The organism is Pseudomonas sp. B2021, from assembly GCF_018135665.1.
Classification (GTDB): domain Bacteria; phylum Pseudomonadota; class Gammaproteobacteria; order Pseudomonadales; family Pseudomonadaceae; genus Aquipseudomonas; species Aquipseudomonas lactis.
This window is the reverse complement of the sequence record NZ_SMOF01000001.1, coordinates 2,219,600-2,239,900: the sequence shown is the minus strand read 5'-3', so window position 1 is coordinate 2,239,900 and position 20,301 is coordinate 2,219,600. Positions and strand designations below refer to the sequence as shown.

General features: G+C 61.5%; 16 protein-coding genes. 14 read left to right on the top strand and 2 right to left on the bottom strand.

Annotated features, from left to right (window positions below; genetic code table 11):
* The first annotated feature begins 10 nt into the window (after nt 1–10).
* The 3 genes from E1K68_RS10220 to E1K68_RS10210 are packed head-to-tail and all read left to right on the top strand — an operon-like array spanning nt 11 to nt 3,529.
* Nucleotides 11–811, top strand: a complete 801-nt coding sequence (locus tag E1K68_RS10220) for a glucose 1-dehydrogenase (protein ID WP_212614033.1) — start codon at nt 11–13, stop codon at nt 809–811.
* On the top strand, nt 804–2,630 hold the full coding sequence (locus E1K68_RS10215; RefSeq protein ID WP_212614032.1) for a glycoside hydrolase family 15 protein: 1,827 nt from the start codon (nt 804–806) through the stop codon (nt 2,628–2,630). Before E1K68_RS10220 ends, E1K68_RS10215 begins: the two co-directional genes overlap by 8 nt.
* Nucleotides 2,618–3,529 (top strand): alpha/beta hydrolase, encoded by a 912-nt coding sequence (locus tag E1K68_RS10210; RefSeq protein WP_057710172.1) that lies wholly within the window; start codon nt 2,618–2,620, stop codon nt 3,527–3,529. Before E1K68_RS10215 ends, E1K68_RS10210 begins: the two co-directional genes overlap by 13 nt.
* On the opposite strand, the gene E1K68_RS10205 is transcribed toward E1K68_RS10210, so the two are convergent.
* Nucleotides 3,515–4,483, bottom strand: a complete 969-nt coding sequence (locus E1K68_RS10205; protein ID WP_003190225.1) for a GlxA family transcriptional regulator — start codon at nt 4,481–4,483, stop codon at nt 3,515–3,517. The genes E1K68_RS10210 and E1K68_RS10205 overlap by 15 nt on opposite strands.
* An 88-nt stretch (nt 4,484–4,571) precedes the next feature.
* On the opposite strand from E1K68_RS10205, the gene inhA reads away from it, so the two are divergent.
* Complete coding sequence (gene inhA, locus E1K68_RS10200; RefSeq protein ID WP_019818712.1) at nt 4,572–5,252, top strand: isonitrile hydratase; 681 nt, start codon at nt 4,572–4,574, stop codon at nt 5,250–5,252.
* A gap of 466 nt (nt 5,253–5,718) precedes the next feature.
* On the opposite strand, the gene E1K68_RS10195 is transcribed toward inhA, so the two are convergent.
* Complete coding sequence (locus E1K68_RS10195; RefSeq protein WP_073454037.1) at nt 5,719–6,348, bottom strand: LysE family translocator; 630 nt, start codon at nt 6,346–6,348, stop codon at nt 5,719–5,721.
* 169 nt (nt 6,349–6,517) lie between these two features.
* On the opposite strand from E1K68_RS10195, the gene E1K68_RS10190 reads away from it, so the two are divergent.
* From E1K68_RS10190 to E1K68_RS10145, 10 genes are all read left to right on the top strand, one after another.
* Nucleotides 6,518–7,033 (top strand): sigma-70 family RNA polymerase sigma factor, encoded by a 516-nt coding sequence (locus tag E1K68_RS10190; protein ID WP_003190219.1) that lies wholly within the window; start codon nt 6,518–6,520, stop codon nt 7,031–7,033.
* Nucleotides 7,020–7,970, top strand: coding sequence for a FecR domain-containing protein (locus tag E1K68_RS10185; protein ID WP_034135248.1), 951 nt, complete (start codon nt 7,020–7,022; stop codon nt 7,968–7,970). Before E1K68_RS10190 ends, E1K68_RS10185 begins: the two co-directional genes overlap by 14 nt.
* Before the next feature lie 105 nt (nt 7,971–8,075).
* Entirely contained in the window at nt 8,076–10,562 is a 2,487-nt protein-coding gene (locus E1K68_RS10180; RefSeq protein WP_212614031.1) for a TonB-dependent siderophore receptor, read from the top strand.
* A gap of 514 nt (nt 10,563–11,076) precedes the next feature.
* Nucleotides 11,077–12,516, top strand: coding sequence for an undecaprenyl-phosphate glucose phosphotransferase (locus E1K68_RS10175; RefSeq protein ID WP_212614030.1), 1,440 nt, complete (start codon nt 11,077–11,079; stop codon nt 12,514–12,516).
* Nucleotides 12,516–13,976 (top strand): mannose-1-phosphate guanylyltransferase/mannose-6-phosphate isomerase, encoded by a 1,461-nt coding sequence (locus E1K68_RS10170; RefSeq protein WP_212614029.1) that lies wholly within the window; start codon nt 12,516–12,518, stop codon nt 13,974–13,976. The genes E1K68_RS10175 and E1K68_RS10170 overlap by 1 nt, the downstream gene beginning before the upstream one ends.
* Nucleotides 13,976–14,887 (top strand): glycosyltransferase, encoded by a 912-nt coding sequence (locus tag E1K68_RS10165; RefSeq protein ID WP_034135245.1) that lies wholly within the window; start codon nt 13,976–13,978, stop codon nt 14,885–14,887. Before E1K68_RS10170 ends, E1K68_RS10165 begins: the two co-directional genes overlap by 1 nt.
* 6 nt (nt 14,888–14,893) lie before the next feature.
* Nucleotides 14,894–15,721 carry a polysaccharide biosynthesis/export family protein gene (locus E1K68_RS10160; RefSeq protein WP_034135244.1) on the top strand — a complete coding sequence of 276 codons (828 nt, stop codon included), beginning with the start codon at nt 14,894–14,896 and terminating at the stop codon, nt 15,719–15,721.
* 70 nt (nt 15,722–15,791) lie between these two features.
* Nucleotides 15,792–17,771 (top strand): exopolysaccharide transport family protein, encoded by a 1,980-nt coding sequence (locus E1K68_RS10155; RefSeq protein WP_003190210.1) that lies wholly within the window; start codon nt 15,792–15,794, stop codon nt 17,769–17,771.
* The gene (locus E1K68_RS10150; protein ID WP_169855127.1) at nt 17,771–18,952 is read left to right on the top strand and encodes a glycosyltransferase; all 1,182 of its coding nucleotides are present in this window, start codon (nt 17,771–17,773) and stop codon (nt 18,950–18,952) included. Before E1K68_RS10155 ends, E1K68_RS10150 begins: the two co-directional genes overlap by 1 nt.
* A complete protein-coding gene (locus tag E1K68_RS10145; protein WP_137205264.1) occupies nt 18,949–20,289 on the top strand; it encodes a beta-xylosidase in 1,341 nt (446 codons plus the stop codon). Before E1K68_RS10150 ends, E1K68_RS10145 begins: the two co-directional genes overlap by 4 nt.
* The last annotated feature ends 12 nt before the right edge of the window (nt 20,290–20,301 follow it).

The window sequence follows — 20,301 nt, the reverse complement described above, 5'->3', positions numbered from 1 at the left end:
TGGGTGGGCGATGCAGATTTCCTTGCAGCAACAAGTGGCCCTGGTCACCGGGGCCAGTTCCGGTATTGGCGCGGGCGCGGCCAAAGCCTTGGCCGCAGCAGGCGCGGCGGTGGTGCTTAACTACAACTCCCAGGCGGCACCGGCGGAGGCCCTCGCCGCGCAGATCAATGCCAACGGCGGCCGAGCGCTTGCGATTGGCGGCGATGTGTCCAAGGAGGCCGATGTCGAACGCCTGTTCGCGCAAACCCTCGACGCCTTCGGCCATCTGGATATTCTGGTGGCCAATTCCGGCCTGCAAAAAGATGCCCATCTGGTGGATATGACCCTTGAGGATTGGAACACCGTGATTGGCGTCAACCTCACCGGGCAGTTCCTCTGCGCACGGGCGGCGGTGCGTATCTTCAATCGCCAGGGTATTCGCGAAGGTGTGTCACGGGCCGCCGGCAAAATCATCCATATGAGTTCGGTGCATCAAGTCATCCCCTGGGCCGGGCATGTGAATTACGCGGCGTCCAAGGGCGGCGTGGAGATGCTGATGCGCACCCTCGCTCAGGAAGTCAGCGAGCAACGCATCCGTATCAACGGCATCGCACCGGGGGCCATTCGTACGGCGATCAACCGTGCGGCCACCGAAGGCGCGGCAGAACAAGAGCTGCTTAAATTGATTCCTTATGGTCGTGTCGGTGACGTCGAAGACGTGGCCAATGCCGTGGTGTGGCTGGCCAGCGACGCTTCTGATTATGTGGTTGGCAGCACGCTGTTCATTGATGGCGGCATGAGCCTTTATCCGGAGTTTCGTGGCAATGGTTGATTTCAAGAACGAACCTCAAAGCGCCATCGATGCCCACGGGATCATCGGCGACATGCGCAGCGCGGCACTGGTGAACGACCGCGGCAGCATCGACTTCTTCTGCTGGCCGGAATTCGACAGCCCCTCGGTGTTCTGCGCATTGCTCGACACGCCCGAGGCCGGCACGTTTCAGCTTACCCCGGACCTGCCCAACGCCCGCCGCGAGCAGATCTACCTGCCCGACACCAACGTGTTGCAGACTCGCTGGCTGAGCGATGAAGCAGTGGTGGAGATCACCGACCTGCTGACCGTCAGCGAAAACGTCGATGAACTGCCTTTGCTGATCAGGCGGGTACGGGTGGTCAGTGGCAAGGCGACTATCCACCTGAGCTGCGCCGTGCGCCACGACTATGCCCGGGCCGCCACCGAAGCGAAGGCAGACGCTGCCAGTGTAGTGTTCACCGCCAGCGGCCATCCCGGCCTGCGCCTGATCGGCAGCCAGCCGCTGACCCTGCAAGACAACACCGCCCTCGCCACGTTTACCCTCGCCCAGGAGGAAGGCGCTGAGTTTGTCCTCGGCGGCCAGGAGGATGCGCGCGTCACCAACGACTGTACCGACCTCTACCTGGAGCGCACCTTGAAATTCTGGCGCGGCTGGATCAGCCAGTCCAACTACCGCGGGCGCTGGCGCGAGATGGTCAACCGCTCGGCCCTGGCGCTGAAACTTTTGACCTCGCGCAAACACGGCGCCATCATCGCCGCCGCCACGTTCGGGCTGCCGGAAACGCCCGGCGGCGAACGCAACTGGGACTACCGCTACACCTGGATCCGCGATGCCTCGTTCACCGTCTATGCGTTCATGCGCCTGGGTTTCGTCGAGGAAGCCAACGCCTACATGCGCTGGCTCAGGGGCCGGGTCAGCGACTGCTGCGGCCAGCCGACCAAGATCAACATCCTGTACGGCATCGACGGCCGCCAGGAACTCCCGGAAACCACCCTCGACCACTTGAGCGGCCACGGCGGCGCCCAACCGGTGCGGGTGGGCAATGAGGCGTTCGATCAGATCCAGCTGGATATCTACGGCGAACTGATGGACGCGGTTTACCTGGTGAACAAATACGGCGAAGCCATCTCCCACCAAGGCTGGAAACACACGGTGGAAGTGGTCGACCAGGTGTGTGAGATCTGGAACCACAAAGACGTAGGCATCTGGGAAATGCGCGGTGAGCAGCATCACTTCCTGCACTCACGCCTGATGTGCTGGGTGGCCCTGGACCGTGCCATCCGCCTGGCCTCCAAACGCTCACTACCAGCGCCGTTCGCACGCTGGGACCAGACGCGCCAGGCGATCTACGCCGACATCTGGACGAACTTCTGGAACGAAGAGCGCGGGCATTTTGTGCAGCATATCGGCAGCACCGCCCTCGACGGTTCGATGCTGTTGATGCCGCTGGTGCGCTTTGTCGCCGCCACGGACCCGCGCTGGCTGTCGACACTGCAAGCGATCCAGAAAAGCCTGGTGCGTGACGGCATGGTCTACCGCTACCGCAATGACGACAGCCAGATCGATGGGCTGCAAGGCGTCGAAGGCGCGTTTGCCGCCTGCTCGTTCTGGTACGTCGAATGCCTGGCGCGCGCCGGGCAAGTTGAAAAAGCCCATCTGGAATTCGAACAGTTGCTGCGTTACGCCAACCCGCTGGGGTTGTACGCCGAAGAGTTCGACAGCCAGGCCCGGCACCTGGGTAACACGCCCCAGGCCTTGAGCCATTTGGCATTGATCAGTGCGGCAACGTTCCTGGACCGCAAGCTCAGCGGGGAGAAAACCGTATGGCAACCCTGACCACCCCACCCGCACTGCTGTATGTGCGCACCACCATGCTTGATGTGGCTTACGAAACCCACGGCCCCGTCGATGGCGAACCGGTGATCCTGTTGCATGGCTTCCCCTACGACCCTCGGGGCTACGACGACATCGCACCGGTGCTGGCTGAACGCGGTTATCGGGTACTGGTCCCGTATTTACGCGGTTATGGCCCGACGCGATTTATCAACACGCAAGTGATGCGCTCCGGCCAACAGGCGGCGCTGGCCAAGGACTTGCTCGACTTCATGGATGCCTTGGCCATCCCGCAAGCTACCCTCGCCGGCTTTGACTGGGGTGGGCGCGCCGCCTGTATTGTGGCGGCGCTGTGGCCGCAGCGGGTACGCGGCCTGGTGACCGGCGATGGCTACAACATCCAGGCCATCAGCCAGTCGCTCAAACCTCGGGCACCTGAGACAGAGCACCGGCTCTGGTATCAGTACTACTTTCACACCCAGCGCGGGGTCGATGGTTTGACGGCCAACCGGCGTGAACTCTGCCAATTGCTCTGGACGCTGTGGTCACCGTCCTGGGCCGAAGGGCCAAGCCGCTACGCCCTGACCGCGCCGTCGTTTGATAACCCGGATTTTGTCGAGGTGGTGATTCATTCGTATCGCCATCGCTTCATGTATGCGCCGGGTGATCCCGCGCTGGAATCCATCGAGCAGGCGCTGGTGCCACAACCGGCGATCTCGGTACCGAGCATTTCGTTGTGCGGGGCCGACGACGGTGTGGGCCCGCCGCCGCTTGTGGATGACGATGTGGAGCACTTCAGCGGCTTTTATCGCCGCCAGGTGTTGCCCGGCGTTGGCCACAATGTTTTCCAGGAAGCGCCCCAGGTCACGCTTCACGCTTTGCTGGAACTACTGGAGCGGTGAAAAACGCTCCCGATACGCCTGTGGCGTCACCGACAAAGCCCTTAGAAAGCTGCGACGCAAGGTCTCTTCACAGCCAAAACCGCATTGCATGGCGATACGTTTGATGGAGGTTGTGCTGTCTGCCAGTTGCCGGCGTGCGTTTTCGACGCGAATCAGTTCCACGGCCCGCGCCGGGGTCTGGCCGGTCTCGGTGCGGTAGTGACGCACAAAGCTGCGCTCGCTCATACCGGCCTGGGCCGCCAGTGTGGCGATGCTCAACTCCAGCGTCAGGTTATCGGCGATCCAGGCATGCAGCTCGGCGAAGCGGCTGTCGCTCTTTTGCAGGGATAACGTCACGCTGAACTGCGACTGGCCGCCAGGGCGCTTGAGGAACACCACCAGGTGGCGCGCAACCTCCAAGGCAATCGCACGCCCCAGGTCATCCTCTACCAGGGCCAGGCACAGGTCGATCCCGGCGGTCACGCCAGCAGACGTCCACACCGCGCCTTGCTGGATGAAAATCGGATTGGCCTCCACCGTGAGCGCAGGGAACTTGCGCGCCAGTTCTTCACAGCGCGTCCAGTGCGTGGCCACGCGGCAACCATCGAGCAAACCACTGGCGGCCAGCAGAAAAGCCCCGGTGCACACTGAAGCCATGCGCCGGGTGTGCCGGGATTTATCACGCACCCATTGCACCAGCGTCGGGTCCTCGGCAACACCGTACACCCCCCAGCCACCGGCGATTACCAGCGTGTCGCAGGGCTGGTCAATGGCGGGCAGCGGCTCGGCCAGCAGCGCCAGGCCGGCCGACGTCATTACCGGCCCAGCCTGAGTAGCAATGACGTTGACCGCGTAGGGCAATGGCAAACCACGTTGGCGCGCCAGATCGTTAGCCGATGCGAACACTTGTAGAGGCCCGGTGACATCGAGCACCTGGGCATTCTCAAACGCGAGCACATGAATAATTTTTGGCATGATTGGCGAGATTAGTGGGCTCAATGGCGTATTCGCCAAAGCCTAGGCTTCTACAGTAAGGACGTCCATCCCTTTCGGAGCGTGAATCATGACCTTGCAGATCGGCTTTCTATTGTTCCCCGGCATCCAGCAACTGGACCTTACCGGCCCCTATGATGTCCTCGGTTCGCTGCCAGACGTGAAACTGCACCTGGTGTGGAAAGACCTGGCACCGATCACCTCCAGCACCGGCTTGGTGTTCACGCCGACCATCACGTATGCCGACTGCCCGAACCTGGATGTGCTTTGCGTACCCGGCGGCGCCGGTGTGGGCCCGTTGATGGAAGACCCGCAAACCCTGGATTTTCTCAAGGCCCAGGCACAGACAGTGCGCTACATGACCTCGGTGTGCACCGGTTCATTGGTATTGGGCGCGGCAGGGTTACTGCGCGGTCGCAAGGCCACCACCCATTGGGCCTACCACCACCTGCTCGCCCCGCTTGGTGCTATTCCCGTACAGGAACGTGTGGTGCGTGACGGCAACCTGTTTACCGGCGGCGGGATCACCGCCGGCATCGACTTTGCCCTGACTCTGGCCGCGGAGTTGTACAGCGAAGCGGCGGCGCAACTGGTACAACTGCAGATCGAATACGCGCCGGCCCCACCGTTTGACTCAGGCCGCCCGGAGACGGCGCCCCGGCATGTGCTGGAGGAAGCCAACAAGCGCACGGTGGAGTCACGCAGAGTGCGCGGGGAGATTGTTGCGCGGGCAGCTGCGCGGCTGGGGTGAAGTTGGATTTCTCACGTCCGGTCGCTGAATTTGCAGCGACTGGGAAGGTCCGTGGGAATGAACCGGTTTCAACGCTTGAACGTGAGGTAAGTCCTAGTCCGCTGTACGAAACTCCTTTTGATTCTCTCGGTGCTCAACGGCTGTCCAGTCGTAGCCAGTCTTTCGACTGACCTGGTAGTCGTGGCAAAGCTGGCCAAAGGCATCTCTTTCAGTCAAATAGGTGGCCGTTACCGCAGGAATGAATATGTGCTCGGTCTGATACCCGGTGTCGGCTGGCAGGCCGCCTTCGCGAGCAAGCCAGCTCCCACAATTGGATCGTAGGGTGTCAGGTAGAGAAGCGTCGGCTGGCAGGCCGCCATCGCAGGCAAGCCAGCTCCCACAGTTGGATTGCGGGGTGTCTGGTAGATGAGCGTCGGCTGTCGGGCCCCCCGCCACAAAGAAACTTGCTTGGCTTCCCGCCTGTCATTCAGGCAGGACGCGACATCACCGCCAAGCGCACGGCCAACGCCGTCAGCACCGCTGCCAAGCCCCACTTCTGCAGCCAGGCGCTTTTGGTGCGCTTGGCGAAGAAGCGGCTGAGCGCCCCGCCAAACAGGCCCAATAGCATGTGAAACACGCTCGCGATCAACGTCAGCACGCCGCCCAGCACCATCAGTTGCAAGGCGATAGGCCCAGCCTCGGGCCGCACAAACTGCGGCAGGAACACCATGAAAAACAACAACGCCTTGGGGTTGAGCAAACTGTTGAACATAGCCTGCAAAAACACCCGGCCCAACGCCACGCGGCCGACGTGAGCGGCGCCCAGGCTGGGGCGTTTTTGCAAGGTTTTGAAGACCAGCCACAGCAGGTAGATCACGCCCGCATAACGGATCAGGTCGAATGCCGGCGGCCAACTGGCGACCACCGCCGTCACCCCCATGGCGGTCAATGCCGTCAGCAGCAGGTCGGCCACGCCGATGCCCAGGGCCGAGGCAACACCGCCGCGCCAGCCATGGGTGACACCCTGGCTGATGACAAACGCCATGTTCGGCCCCGGTGACAGCAGCAACAGCAACACAGCGCCGGAAAAAACGCCGAGTGTGACAAGGCTGATCATGCTTGAACCGTCCACCTGCAAAAACTGCAGATTAATCGGTGCTTCCAGCCCCTACAAAAAATTGTGCTGGATACATTGCTCACGCAGCGAACCCAGTGATTGCTGAATGCCACGACCAACGTCTAGAATGCGAAACATTATCAATTAAGCCTGCTGCGCCAGGATGACCATGTCGAGCGATCACCCACTGGACCCTGCTGCCATCGGCCAGCTTTACCAAGCCCACCATTCGTGGCTGCGGGGCTGGTTGAGCCGGCGCACGGGTTGCCATGAGCGCGCCGCTGACCTCGCGCAGGACACCTTCGTGCGCCTGCTCAACGCGCGTCAGCAACAGACTTTGCAGCAGCCGCGCGCTTATCTGAGCAGCATCGCACGCAGCTTGATGATCGACCAATACCGGCGCCGCGAGCTGGAACGCGCCTACCTGGAAAGCCTGGCGCACTTTGCGCAAATGGAGGTGCCGAGCGAAGAAACACGGCGGCTGATCCTCGACAGCCTGGAACGCATTGACCGTCTGCTCGACCAGCTCAAGCCGAGGGTACGCGAGGCGTTCCTGTTGGCCCAATTGGACGGCCTGACCTGCCCGCAGATCGCCTTGCGCCTGGGCGTGTCCAAGGCCACGGTGGAACGCGACCTGTCCAAGGCGCTGCACGCCTGTTACCGGTTGCGCTATGCCGACTCCTGACTCGCGCCTGGTCGACCAGGCCATCCAGTGGATGATCAAGTTGCGCTATAACACCGCCGACGACGCCAGCACCGCGGCCTTTGAACAGTGGCTGCACACCAGCGACGCGCATCAACAGGCCTGGCATCGGGTCGCCACCCTGAATGACGATTTCAACCACTTGCCAGCGCATGTCAGTCGCCATGCACTCGACGGCGCACGCCAGCACATCAGCCGTCGTGAAAGCCTGAAACTGCTCGGGCTGTTTGCCGGCGCCGCAGGTTTAGCCTGGCTTGGCCGCGACTACACGCCCCTGCCCGCCTTAATGGCGGACTACCGCACCGCCACTGGCGAGCGGCGCTGGGTAGCATTGGAGGATGGCAGCAAAGTCCAGCTCAACAGCGCCAGCGCCGTCGACATTACTCCTGGCGCCGAACAACGGCTGGTGAACCTGCGCCAGGGTGAAATTTTGATCAATACCGGGGCCGACCACCGTGCGCTATGGGTGCATACCCGCGATGGTTACCTGCGCGCCCTCGGCACGCGCTTGCTGGTGCGCGAAGAACCCCAAGGCACCTTGCTGGCCGTGCAACAGGGTGCAGTGGCGGTGTTTACCGACCGCTATGACGGCGCCGCACGCCAAGTGATCAAGCCGGGCGAACAGGTGATGTTCAATCGTAGCGGCATTCGCCCGTCCCCCAACAACGGCCTGGACCCATGGGCCTGGAGTGACGGCGTGATCAGCGCCCACAATATGCGCCTGGAGGACTTCCTGGCCGAGCTGGGTCGCTATCGCAATGGGTTGCTGCGTTGCAGCGAAGCCGTGGCGGGGCTGCGGGTGTCGGGCACTTACCAACTGGACGACACCGACCAGGTGCTCAAGTTGGTGGCGCAATCGCTGGCAATCGATGTGACCTACCGTAGCCGTTACTGGGTGACCGTCTCCGCGCGCGCGTGACCGGCCAAAAATAAATGAGGTGAATTCTCATTGCCATTCGACCTGTAAGGAAAGGCCGATCAACAGGCCCGTGTTGTCCACTTCCTTCAGGAGCATCCCGCGGTCATGCAAGCGTTCCCCTCCCTGCGTTCACCTCTCAGGCACGCCATCAAGGCGACCCTCCTCGGCGCCTGCCTGGCGGCCACTGCCCTTCCGTATACCGCCGGTGCCCAGCCAACCGGCGGCGAACGCCAGACGCGCACCTGGAATATCGCCCCCGGCCCACTGGCCGGCGCCCTCGATCAATTTGCACGGCAGGCCGGTATCAGCGTGTCGTATGACGCAGGCAGCGTAGCCGGCAAAAGCAGTGATGGGCTGAGCGGTACCCTGGAGCCACAACAGGCCCTGAGCCGACTGCTTCAAGGCCAGGGCTTGCAGGCTCAGAGCCAGGGCCCGAACGCTTGGTTACTGTTACCTCAACAGGCCGACAGCTCGACCCTGAACCTGGGCGCCACCACCATTAACGGCGAGCGCCTGGGCGCCACCACCGAAGGCAGCGGCTCCTACACCACCGGCGCGGTGACCATCGGCAAGGGCGAACACAGCCTGCGACGCACGCCGCAATCGGTGAGTGTGATGACCCGCAAGCTGATGGATGACCAAAACATCACCACCATCGACCAATTGCTGGAGCGCACCCCAGGCATCACCAGCTACGAATCGCCCATGGGCGGCAAGTATTTTTACTCCCGGGGCTTCAAGATGCTCGGCCAGTACCAGTTCGATGGTGTACCACTGGACATCGGCAAGGACTACATACAAGCCGACAGTTTCAGCGCGAACATGGCGATTTATGACCGTGTGGAAGTGCTTAAAGGCGCTGCCGGAATGCTCAAGGGCGCCGGCACTGCCAGTGGTGCGGTGAACTTCGTGCGCAAGCGGCCCCAGGACAAGCCCACCACCAGCCTTGGCCTGTCGGCGGGCACCTGGGATAACTATCACGCCGAATTCGACACCGGCGGCCCATTGAACGACAGCGGCACGGTGCGCGGCCGCGCGGCGGTGAGCCAACAGAACCGTGGCTCTTACATGGACCTTGCCAAGCGCCAGGACCAGGCGTTTTACGCGGCCCTGGACATGGATGTCAGCCCTGACACCACCCTGGGCTTCGGGGCCAGCTATGAGGATGTCGACTCCACGCCGTGCTGGAGCGGCCTGCCGCGTTATCGTGACGGCAAAAGCCTCGGCCTGAGCCGCTCCACCTGCCTTGGCCAGGCCTGGAACGATTGGCAAAGCCAGCGCACCACGCTGTTCGCCGATATGACCCATCACTTCAATGACAACTGGAAGCTAAAAGTCAGCGCTGTACACAGCCGCAACCTGCAAGACATCAAATACGCGGCCAGCGAGAGCACCGTGGACTATGGCAACCCGGCCCCCACGCTTACCAGCTACGCAGCCTTGCTGGACTACGATCACAAAGACTACGGCCTGGACGCCTATATCGACGGTCAATTTGAAGCCTTTGGCCTGCAACATGAGTTGATCCTCGGCGCCAATGGCAGCCGTGGCACTCAGGACGATGTCTATGCGATCCGCAACCTGCCCCAGCGCCAAAGCGTCTTCAACCCCAACCACCACTTCCCGGAACCTGCCGACGATACCTTCTGGCCCAACATGTACCGTGGCGGCACGGTCAAGGAAACCGCCACTCAATACGGTGCCTACGCCACCTTGCGCCTGCGTCTGGCCGAACCTTTGATGCTGGTTCTCGGCAGTCGCGTCAGTTGGTATGAAAACCGCCGTGAGTCCCTGAACCTGGCCTGGGGCGAGTGGACCGACCAGGATGCACGCACCAAGGAAACCGGGGTGGTCACGCCGTTCGCCGCGCTGATCTACGACCTCAATGACAACCTTTCGGTGTACGCCAGCTACGCCGATATCTTCCAGCCCCAAAGCTCCTACGCTACGGTCAGCGGTTCGGCCCTCAAGCCGAAAATGGGTGAGAACTATGAGTTGGGCATCAAGGGCGAATGGTTTGACGGGCGCCTGAACAGCTCCCTGGCGCTGTTTCGCGCCATCGAAAAAAACGCCGCCCAAACCGATTTCGAGACCCGCTGCGGCAGCTCCTCCGACGGCTACTGCTACACCGACACGGGCAAAGTGCGCGCTCAAGGGGTCGAGGCCGAGCTGAGCGGCGAATTGCTTGAACGCCTGCAGGTGTTCGGCGGCTATACCTACACGCAAACCAAGAACCTGAAAAACATCGACAGTGCCGCCGAAGGCGCGGTGTCCAACACCTACGTACCGCGGCATATGCTGCGTTTGTGGGGCGACTACCAGTTGGACGGTGCGCTGTCGAAATGGACAGTCGGCGCAGGCGTCAACGCCCAAAGCAGTAACTACCGCCTGCAAACCATCAAACTGGAGCAGGCCGGGTATGCGTTGTGGAGTGCGCGCATTGCGTATCAGGTGGACGACACCTGGACTGTGGCGCTCAACGGCAACAACCTGTTCGATAAAAACTACTACCAGACCGTTGGTACAGCAGGCTGGGGTAACCTCTACGGGGAGCCGCGTAACCTCACGCTGAGTCTCAAAGGCAACTTCTAAGCACTGCATACCCCTCCTGTAGGAGCGAGCTTGCTCGCGAAAAACTCACAGACGCCGCGTTTATTCAGGAAGCACGCGTTATCGTTGACGTCTTTCGCGAGCAAGAACCAGGCGTCCTCGCTCCTACAAAAAAGCCTTGTCCCACCCCCTCCTTCCCGCCGGCAAAAGCTTTTCGTCGCTGGCAGGCAAATCCCCAGGTTTGTTCCTACACTCCAAAAAGCCATCATCGATTCTCGATTATTCTGAAATACCCGCCATACACGTCAACAAACCGTCATATCATGGAGGCATTGAGAGGGACACCGAAGAAAACGGACGAAAAGCCAAATCATTGACACAAATCCTCAATGAAGCCACTATTTAGCCATCACCCAGTAAATGCCTGCGTCTAGACAGCCATTACGGATTACCCAGCAACAGAGGTCGTTCGATTTGCACCACTTGTAATGCATACCTGCCTTATGGATGAGCAAACGAATAGGAACGTTCTGGTGGTGTATTGAGGATCTGATGTATGCGCGGTAAATCGTCCGTTGATAGCCTGTTTTTGACTCGCACCGGTTTCGTTGAGTTTTTTGTCGTTTTCGTAAAACTGCTTCACGGGCTGACCGCAATCTCGCCGGCGATCATCCTGTTGTTCTACCCGGACCCGGTCGCAGAACACATGCGCACTCACTATCTGGGCCTGCTGGCGTTCTTTGCGATCCTGACCATTATCTTGTTCCAGGCCCTGGGGGTTTACTCCGATGACCTGTTCAGCAATCGCCTGCGTTTTCGCGTGATGCTGGTGGCTTGGGTCTCGGCGTTTTGCATCCTGTTGTTCATGTACCAGATCCTGCTCCTGTTCCCGCAGTTGAGCCCACGCAACCTTGTGTTCTGGTTTTCCGCGAGCCTGCTGCTGTTTGGCGTGGAGCGCATACTGATGCTGCGCCTGTACCGCCATTTGATGGACAACGGCAAATTCCTCCAGCGCACCGTGATCCTGGGCTTTACCGACACGGCCGTGCATGTGGCTGAACACCTGTCGCGCAACAGTGACATCCGTTCCGGCCTGATCGGTTTTATCGACGACCGTACCGAGCGCATTCCCAAGGAGTTGAGCCGCCTGCCGTTGCTGGGCAATACCCGCGACCTGGAAAAGCTGATCCGATCCGAACAGGTCAACCAGGTGATGATCACCCTGCCCTGGGCCGCCGAGCAGCGCATCAATGGGCTGGTCAAGCGCCTGCGGCAGATGTCGGTGAACGTCATGCTGGTGCCGGACATGGCCGCCCTGCGCTACGGCCATAACCGAATCACCGATGTGGGCGGCATCCTGATGTTCAACACCTCGCAGTTGCCGCTGCGGGGCTGGTCGCCCTTTATCAAGCGTTGCGAAGACCTGCTGCTGGCCAGCATCGGCCTGCTGCTGCTGTCGCCGGTGATGCTGGTGACCGCCATCGCGATCAAACTCGATTCCAAGGGCCCGGTGCTGTTTCGCCAGAAGCGCTATGGCTACAACGACAACCTGATTCGCGTGTTCAAGTTCCGCTCGATGTACGTCGAGCAGACCGACCTCAACGCCGAGCACCAGACCACGCGCCAGGACCCGCGCATCACTCGGGTCGGCAGGATCATCCGCAAGACCAGCATTGATGAGCTGCCCCAACTGTTCAACGTGCTGCTGGGCAATATGTCGATGGTCGGCCCGCGCCCCCACGCCACGGCCACCAAGGCTGCGGGGATTCCTTTCGAGGAAGCGGTCAGCGAATACAGCTCGCGCCATCGGGTCAAGCCGGGCATTACCGGTTGGGCGCAGATCAATGGTTACCGCGGCGAGACCGATACGCTGTTCAAGATTCAGAAACGGGTCGAATACGACCTGGAATACATCGCCAAATGGTCCGTGTGGCTGGACCTCTACATCGTTTTCATGACGGTCCCGGCCGTTCTTTCCACCAAGGAAGTCTATTGATGAACCCACTTAACGGATTGATTCCCTGCATCATCTCCGGTGGTTCGGGTACGCGGCTGTGGCCGGTTTCGCGGCAGAACATGCCCAAGCCCTTCATGCGCATGCGCGACGACCAGAGCCTGTTGCAGAAGACCTTCCTGCGGGCCAGTCACTTGCCGGGCGTCGACAGCATCCTGACCGTGACCAACCGCGACCTGCTGTTTCGCACCCTGGACGACTACCGCGCGGTGAACACCCAGCGCCTGGGCCTCGACCTGCTGCTGGAGCCGTTTGGCCGCAACACCGCCGCCGCCATCGCCGTGGCCGCCTTGCATGTGCAGGAGCATTTTGGCGCAGATGCGCAGTTGCTGGTGATGCCGGCCGATCACCTGGTGCTGGATGAAAGCGCCTTTGCCCAGGCGGTGGAAAAAGCCCGCGCATTGGCCGAGGCCGGTTACCTGGTGACCTTTGGCATCCAGCCTGACCGAGCAGAAACCGGCTTTGGCTATATCGAACAAGGGCCGGCCCTGGGCGCGGGCTTCAGGGTGCAGCGCTTTGTCGAAAAGCCCGACCTGGCCACCGCCCAAGGCTACCTGGACGGCGGCAAGCACCTGTGGAATGCCGGCATGTTCTGCTTCAAGGCCGCCACCCTGCTGGAAGAATTGGCCAGCCACGCACCGGCAGTTTTAGAGGCGGCCAACGCTGCGCTGGAGCACAGCCAGAGTCTGCAAAACAGCAGCAGTCGCCAGCGCGAGCTGAGCCCGGAAGGTTTCGGCACCGCGCCGGATATCTCCATCGATGTAGCGCTGATGGAAAAATCCGCCCAAGTCGCGGTCGTGCCCTGCGACATTGGCTGGAGCGATATCGGCTCCTGGGAAGCCCTGCGCCAACTCACGCCCAGTGACGACAATGGCAACCAGATCAACGGCGAGGCGATCCTGCACGACGTGCATAACTGCTACATCGACTCGCCCAAGCGGGTACTCGGTGCGGTGGGCGTGCGTGACCTGATCATCGTCGACACCCCCGACGCCCTGCTGATCGCCGACGCGCATCGCAGCCAGGACGTGCGGCATATCGTTGCCGAACTCAAGCGCCAGAATCACCCGGCGTTCAGCCTGCATCGCACCGTCACCCGGCCGTGGGGCACCTACACGGTGCTGGAGGAAAGCACGCGGTTCAAAATCAAGCGCATCGTGGTCAAGCCCAAAGGTTCGCTGTCCCTGCAAATGCACCATCACCGCAGCGAACATTGGGTGGTGGTCAGCGGCGCGGCAATGATCACCAATGGCGAGCGCGAAATCCTGCTCAACATGAACGAGTCCACCTACATTCCCGCCGGGCACAAGCACCGCCTGACCAACCCCGGCATCATCGACCTGGTGATGATCGAGGTGCAGAGCGGTGAGTACCTGGGTGAAGACGACATCGTGCGTTATGACGACATCTACGGCCGCGCGCCGGTTGAAGTGAAGCCCTGATGCGTACGTCATTGATCATCCCCACCCGCAACGCGGCCAGCCACCTGGACCGCCTGTTGCCAGCGCTGCGCATGCAGACGTTGCAGCCGGATGAAATGCTGGTGGTCGACAGCGCATCGAGCGATGACACCGTGGCGCGCTTTCGTGAATTCGGCGCGCGCGTGGAGGTGATTGACGCCCGTGATTTCAACCACGGCGGTACCCGGCGCTGGGCCAGCGAGCAGGTGGGCGGCGACGCTTTGATCGTGATGACCCAGGACGCGATCCCCGCCACCGCCGAGACCTTCGCCAACCTGATCAACGAGCTGCAACTGGAGCCGCTCAACGGCGTGGCCTACGGCCGGCAACTCCCGCACCCCGGTGCCGGCGTGCTCGGCGCGCAGTCGCGGCATTTCAATTACCCGGCGGCCAGCCGCACCAAGCGCCTGGACGACGCAGCGCAACTGGGCATCAAAACCTGCTTCAGCTCCGACTCGTTTTCGGTGTACCGACGCAGCGCCCTGAGCGCGGTGGGCGGTTTCCCCCAGGATGTGATTGGCAGTGAAGACGCCTATGTGGCCGCGCGCATGCTGCTGGCCGGTTACCAGGTGCGCTATGCCGCGAGTGCGCAGGTTTATCACTCCCATGATTACCGCTTGCTGGAAGAGTTTCGCCGCTACTTCGATATCGGTGTGTTCTACGGCCGCGAGCCGTGGATTCGCCAGGCGTTTGGCGACGCCGGCGGCGAAGGCAAACGTTATGTGCTGGCCGAACTGCACGCATTGCGCGAGGCCAACGCGCTGTACCGCGCCCCCGAAGTGGTGGTGCGCAGTGCCTTTAAATTGCTGGGCTATCGCCTCGGCCACCTTGAACGCCACCTGCCCAACGCGCTTAAACGGCGCCTGGGCATGTTTTCCACCTACTGGACTTGAGCCGTCATGAAGACTATCAACCGACGTTTCCGTCTTACCCTGCTCGGCCTCTTGAGTGCCTCAATCTGGCTGGCTGGTTGTTCGACCCCCGCGCGGGTGCCGCTTCCTGACAACAATACGCTCAAGGCCGGCCATCAAGCGGCGCTGACCCTGGCCGACCTGCCGCCCCCGCAAGTGCTGATCCAGAGCGGCGACTCGCTGCGGATCGTGCGTGATGCCCAGGAGCCGGCGGCGGCCGATGACATGACGATATTCGTGGTGCGCCCTGACGGCGTGATCTCGGTGCCCAACATTGGCCGGGTCAAAGCGGCCTTGCGCACGCCCGAAGACCTGGGCAAGGAGATCACCGAGAAGTACAAGCGCATCTACCGCGAACCTGCGGTGACGGTGAACATCGCCAGCGCGCCGAGCAACAAGGTGTTTATCGGCGGCGCGGTGTCCAACCCGGCGTTTTTCGACCTGGCCGGCAACGTCAGCGTCGAGCAGGCGCTGCTCAGCTCCGGTGGTGTATTGCCCTCGGCGGATGCCTCCAACGTAGCCTTGCTGCGCACCGGTCCCGACGGCAAGTACAGGACGTACTTCATCAGTCTGGAAAGCATGTTGACCAACCCCAATCACCCGCGGGTAGCGTTGCAGCGCGGCGATTTGATCTTTGTGCCGCAGTCGGGCATCGGCGCGACGGTGGAGGCTGTGGATATGTACTTCACCAAGCTGTTTCCGATCAACAAAGGGATTGGTATTGGCTTGAATTACGACCTGAACAAGAGCGACGTGAAAAATAGCGGCAACACCATCTACAACAACCCAACCATCAACGCAGGCCAAGGATTATGAAGCGGGCTTCGTATCACTCGAACCAAGTGTTCCCGCCTTTCGTAAACCCCATATGCAATGGAGTGATCCTGTGATCGAAATCCGCTCTCTTCGCGACCTGCTGCGGCTGTTTTTCATCTACCGCCGCGAATTCAAACTGGCCGTGCTCACCACGATCGTCATCGCCGTGCTCGGTGCCTTCCTGCTGCCGGCTCGCTACGAGTCGGACGCGCGCTTGCTGGTCAAGCCAGGGCGGGACAACACCACCTTGCCGATCGAGGCCGCCAACCGCCAGACACTGATTGCCCCGAGCACCCAGCACGACCCGATTGTCGACGAAGAAAAAATGCTCACGGGCCGGCCCATCGTGCATATCGTTGCCGAACGCTATATGGCGATGACCGCCGAACCGCCGCAAGGCTTCTGGAAGGTCACCAAGTTCTACATCAAAAAGGGCGTTGGCGAAGTCATCAATGGCATTCGTAGTGTGCTGCAGTTCGTGGGCCTTGCCGAGAAACAAAGCCCGCTGGAGCGCTTGGCGACCTCACTGGAGAAGAACTTCACCGCCGGTCACGAGCCGGGCTCTTCGGTGATCGAGATTTCGTTCACCTGGGACGACCCGGCGGTGGCGCAAAAAATCGTCGAGACATGGGTCAACGCTTACCTCGAAGAACGTGCGCGAATTCTCGGGCGCAAGAGCCTGCATACCTTCTATGAAACCGAACGCGCCAAGGTGGCGGAGAATATCCAGAGCCTGAAGGACCAGTTGCAAGGTCGCTTGAAGCAGATCGATTCGATCAGTGTCGATGCGCGCCTGAAGAACCTGACCAACCAGATCGACCGCGTCACCGACGCCAAGGTCAGCGCACAAAACCAGATCTCGGGGATTCGCAGCCTGCTGGCCAACGCCAGCCAGCAGATCAAGAGCCAGCCGGCAGACGTGGTCACGATGCGCGAAACCAGCCTCAACCCCACCCAACTCGACCTCAAGCGCCAGCTCAATGCGCTGCAAGTGGAGCGGGCTCGGCTGTTGCGCACTTACCTGCCGGGTACCCCGCAGGTCAATCAGATCGAGCAGAACATCCGCGACATGGAAGCCCTCAGCGCCCAGGAAGCCACCCGCCTGGAACGCTCGCAGAACACCGCGCCCAACAGCCTGGTGATCAACGTCAAACAGCAAATGATCGACGCCCAATTGCAAGAGCGCAAACTGGCCGGGGAAATCGAGAACTACGACAAGACCCTTGCCGAACTGCGCACCCAGCGTGACCAGGCGATGACCGATGAACCGCAACTCAACACCCTGAGCCAACAACTGCGCACCGCCGAAAAAAGCTACGCCTTGTACTCGGACAATCTTGAACAGGCGCGAATCGACCATGAACTGGACAACAGCCAGATCAGCAACATCGCCCTGATCGAACACGCCACCCTCAACCCGGCACGCGTGTTTCCCAAGAGCCTGCTGATGCTGTTGTTCGCTATTCCAGCTGGCGTGGCCGTAGGCCTGCTGACCATCTATGTGCTGTACCTGCTGGACCAGCGCATCCACGATGGCACGCGCTTGCAGGAGATGTTCCACGTGCCGCTGTGGAGCAGCATTCCCGATGTACAGGACGCAACGCCGGCAGCCGTCACCGCCAGCCTTTATCGCTTGTACAGCCTGCTGCCCCTGGATCGCATCGCCACCCAAGGTTTTGCCCTGGGCCTGACCTCGGCGCGCCATGGCGAGGGTGTCACCTTTATCGCCGAGCAACTCAAGCGCCTGCTGGAGGAGCGTGGTCACCGTGTTTCGGTCGATGGGGCGAACGCGCCAACGCCGGGTGAAGTGTTGCTGCTGGACGCCTCGGCGCTGTCCTCCAACCCGCAGGCGTTCCTGACGCTGCGCCGCGCCGACCAGATTGTGTTGGTGATCGAAGCCCGCACCAGCACCGTACCAACTATTGAAAATGCCGTGTCGTTGCTGACCACCGCGTTCGGCAAAGTCGACGGCATGATCCTCAACCGCCGCCGCTTCGAAGTGCCGGCCAAGGTGCTGGCGCGACTCAATAGCTGGCGTGGGGCGGCCTGATGCGTATCGCATTGCTGGCGCCGCTGCCACCGGAGCAGACCGGGATCGCCGATTACGCCGCGCATTTGCGCAACGCGTTGATCGAACAAGGCCTGGAGGTGGTGACCCCGCTCGCCGGCTGCCTGGAGCTGCCTGAACAGTTGAAGCGCCTGCAGGCCTTTGACTGGCGCAGCGTGGACCTGGTGCATGCTGAACTGGGGGGTGGACGCTTCGGTGAGTTCCAGGCGCTGGAGTACCTGCGCCGGGCGCAACCGCACCTGCCGTTGACCGCCACGGTGCATGACCCGGAGCGCCTGATCTGGCGCCGGGCCAAGCTGTTTTTCCCCTTGACCCTGCTTGAACGCCTGCCCCACCCGCTGCCCCAGGCGGCAGCGCTGCTGGCCGACCCGTTGACCTTGCACGAAGAGCGGCGCCTGGCCAAAAGCATGCGCCGCCTGATCACCCTCACCCGCCTGGGCGGCGACCGCCTGCGCCAGCGCATGGGCCTGCGCCCGCAACAGGTGGCGGTGATTGCCCATGGCAACCTGCCCATCGCGCCCCAGGCCTTGCCGCCACTGGCGCCGTTGCGCCTGCTGTATTTCGGCTTTATCTACCGCGGCAAGGGCATTGAGGACTTGCTGCTGGCCCTGGCCCAATCACTGGCCGCCCACCCGCAATGCCGAGGCCAGGTACGCCTGACCCTGGCCGGTGGCACCGCGCCGGAAATGACCTTTGACCCCGCCGGCAACTACCTCGACGGCCTACGCGAGCAGATCAGCGCCCTGCATCTTGAAGATGTGGTGGACTGGCAACTGGACCTGCCCTCGGCGCAGATCCCTTCTACGATCCAGGCGCACCATGTGATGGTGCTGCCCTATCGCGAATCGAAAAAACTCAGCTTCCTGGGGCAGATGCGTGGCACCAGTGGCGCGCTGTCGTGGGCCAATGCATGCGGGCGCGGGGTGATCACCTCCAACGCCCGCGCCTTTGCCGAAGAGGTGGCCGGCGGCAATGGCATTACCTATCAGCAGGGCGATACAGCGTCCTTGAGCAACGCCTTGAGCCGCTTGATTCTCGACCCGCAACAGGCACAGCAATGGGCCGCACGGGCTGGAGAAATCGGCCATCAACGCCAGTGGGCCAACACGGCCCAGCGGTTTGCTGAATTATTTCGGGATGCTTGTGAGGAGCCGTTGCGATGAATCTGTCATCCGTTCGCCCACTGTGGCGCTACTTGCCGCTGGCGCTGTCAATCGCCGTCGGTAGCGCCCTGCTGTTGAGTGAAAAAGTCGATGCACAACCGGTGAACCTGGCCCCGGAGCGCAGCGTGGTCTGGAAGGATTTTCTCGGCGTGAACGCGCACTTTCTGTGGTTCACGCCCGAGCAGTACAACAAGCAGATCAAGCAATATAAAAAGCTTGGATTGCAATGGGTGCGGGTCGATCTGCACTGGGATCGCCTGGAACCCAAGGAAGACGATTATCAGCTCGGCACCTTCGATGAACTGGACCGCACCCTGACCGCTGAAAAACTGCGCTCGGTGTTTTACCTGGTGGGCTCGGCGCCCTTTATCACCACCGCCCCCAAGGGGGCGCAGTTCCAGGATCAGTACCGACCACGGGATCCGGAAGTGTATGCGCTGCGCCTGGCACTTCTGGCCAAACGCTACCCCACTATTGATGCCTGGCAGGTGTGGAACGAGCAGAACCTGCCGAACAACTGGCGCCCCAAAGTCGACGCCAAGGAGTACGGGCAATTGTTATTGGCCAGTCACCAGGCCCTGAACCTTGCCGCGCCCGGCAAACTGCAGGTCATGGGCGGCATGGCGTACTACAGCCAGATGCCGCCCCGTGGCAAAACCCTGATGTTTGAAGCACTCGGCGCGCTGGGGGTGCAAAGCCTGGGCATGGTCGCGGCTTATCACCCTTATTCGATGACTCCGGAAACCGATGAGCCGGGCAAGAACGAAGTGCTACTGCGCGGCGATCAACTCAATTCAATGCTGCACGGTGCCGGGATCAAGCAGGTCTGGGCCACTGAATGGGGCTGGTCCAGCTATGCCGGCCCCAAGGAGATGCAGGACCTGATCGGTATCGACGGGCAGGCCGACTACACCTTGCGCCGCCTGGCGTTGATGGCGTCCCAGGACTACCAGAAGATCTTCCTGTTCGCGTTGTCCGACCTCGACCAACGCGCCTCGCCACGCGACCAGCATTACGGCCTGTTGAACCTTGATGGCGAACCCAAGCCGGTGTACACCGCCCTCGCCCGCTTCCTGGAGATCACCGGCCCCACGCTTAAACCCGGCAACACGCCGCAGTTGCAGGATGTACCGGACAGCTTCTACAGCGTGGCCTGGACCCGCCCTGACGGTAAAAACCTGCTGATGTATTGGAGTGCGAAAGGCAGCAGCATCAGCCTGCCCGGCATCAAAAACGCGGAACTGCTGGACCCGCTGACCGGCGCCCGGCAAACCCTGAGCGACGACAACGGTATTCGCCCAACGGTGAAGCCGAGTTTGCAGATACTGGTGTGGTAGCCCCGGGCATGG

What these genes read in the sequence shown, in the direction of transcription:
- E1K68_RS10195 (WP_073454037.1), bottom strand. Translation starts at nt 6,348, where the DNA reads ATGATCAGCCTTGTCACACTCGGCGTTTTTTCCGGCGCTGTGTTGCTG.
- E1K68_RS10205 (WP_003190225.1), bottom strand. Translation starts at nt 4,483, where the DNA reads ATGCCAAAAATTATTCATGTGCTCGCGTTTGAGAATGCCCAGGTGCTC.
- E1K68_RS10180 (WP_212614031.1), top strand. Translation starts at nt 8,076, where the DNA reads ATGCAAGCGTTCCCCTCCCTGCGTTCACCTCTCAGGCACGCCATCAAG.
- inhA (WP_019818712.1), top strand. Translation starts at nt 4,572, where the DNA reads ATGACCTTGCAGATCGGCTTTCTATTGTTCCCCGGCATCCAGCAACTG.
- E1K68_RS10145 (WP_137205264.1), top strand. Translation starts at nt 18,949, where the DNA reads ATGAATCTGTCATCCGTTCGCCCACTGTGGCGCTACTTGCCGCTGGCG.
- E1K68_RS10215 (WP_212614032.1), top strand. Translation starts at nt 804, where the DNA reads ATGGTTGATTTCAAGAACGAACCTCAAAGCGCCATCGATGCCCACGGG.
- E1K68_RS10185 (WP_034135248.1), top strand. Translation starts at nt 7,020, where the DNA reads ATGCCGACTCCTGACTCGCGCCTGGTCGACCAGGCCATCCAGTGGATG.
- E1K68_RS10210 (WP_057710172.1), top strand. Translation starts at nt 2,618, where the DNA reads ATGGCAACCCTGACCACCCCACCCGCACTGCTGTATGTGCGCACCACC.
- E1K68_RS10170 (WP_212614029.1), top strand. Translation starts at nt 12,516, where the DNA reads ATGAACCCACTTAACGGATTGATTCCCTGCATCATCTCCGGTGGTTCG.
- E1K68_RS10175 (WP_212614030.1), top strand. Translation starts at nt 11,077, where the DNA reads ATGCGCGGTAAATCGTCCGTTGATAGCCTGTTTTTGACTCGCACCGGT.
- E1K68_RS10160 (WP_034135244.1), top strand. Translation starts at nt 14,894, where the DNA reads ATGAAGACTATCAACCGACGTTTCCGTCTTACCCTGCTCGGCCTCTTG.
- E1K68_RS10190 (WP_003190219.1), top strand. Translation starts at nt 6,518, where the DNA reads ATGTCGAGCGATCACCCACTGGACCCTGCTGCCATCGGCCAGCTTTAC.
- E1K68_RS10220 (WP_212614033.1), top strand. Translation starts at nt 11, where the DNA reads ATGCAGATTTCCTTGCAGCAACAAGTGGCCCTGGTCACCGGGGCCAGT.
- E1K68_RS10150 (WP_169855127.1), top strand. Translation starts at nt 17,771, where the DNA reads ATGCGTATCGCATTGCTGGCGCCGCTGCCACCGGAGCAGACCGGGATC.
- E1K68_RS10165 (WP_034135245.1), top strand. Translation starts at nt 13,976, where the DNA reads ATGCGTACGTCATTGATCATCCCCACCCGCAACGCGGCCAGCCACCTG.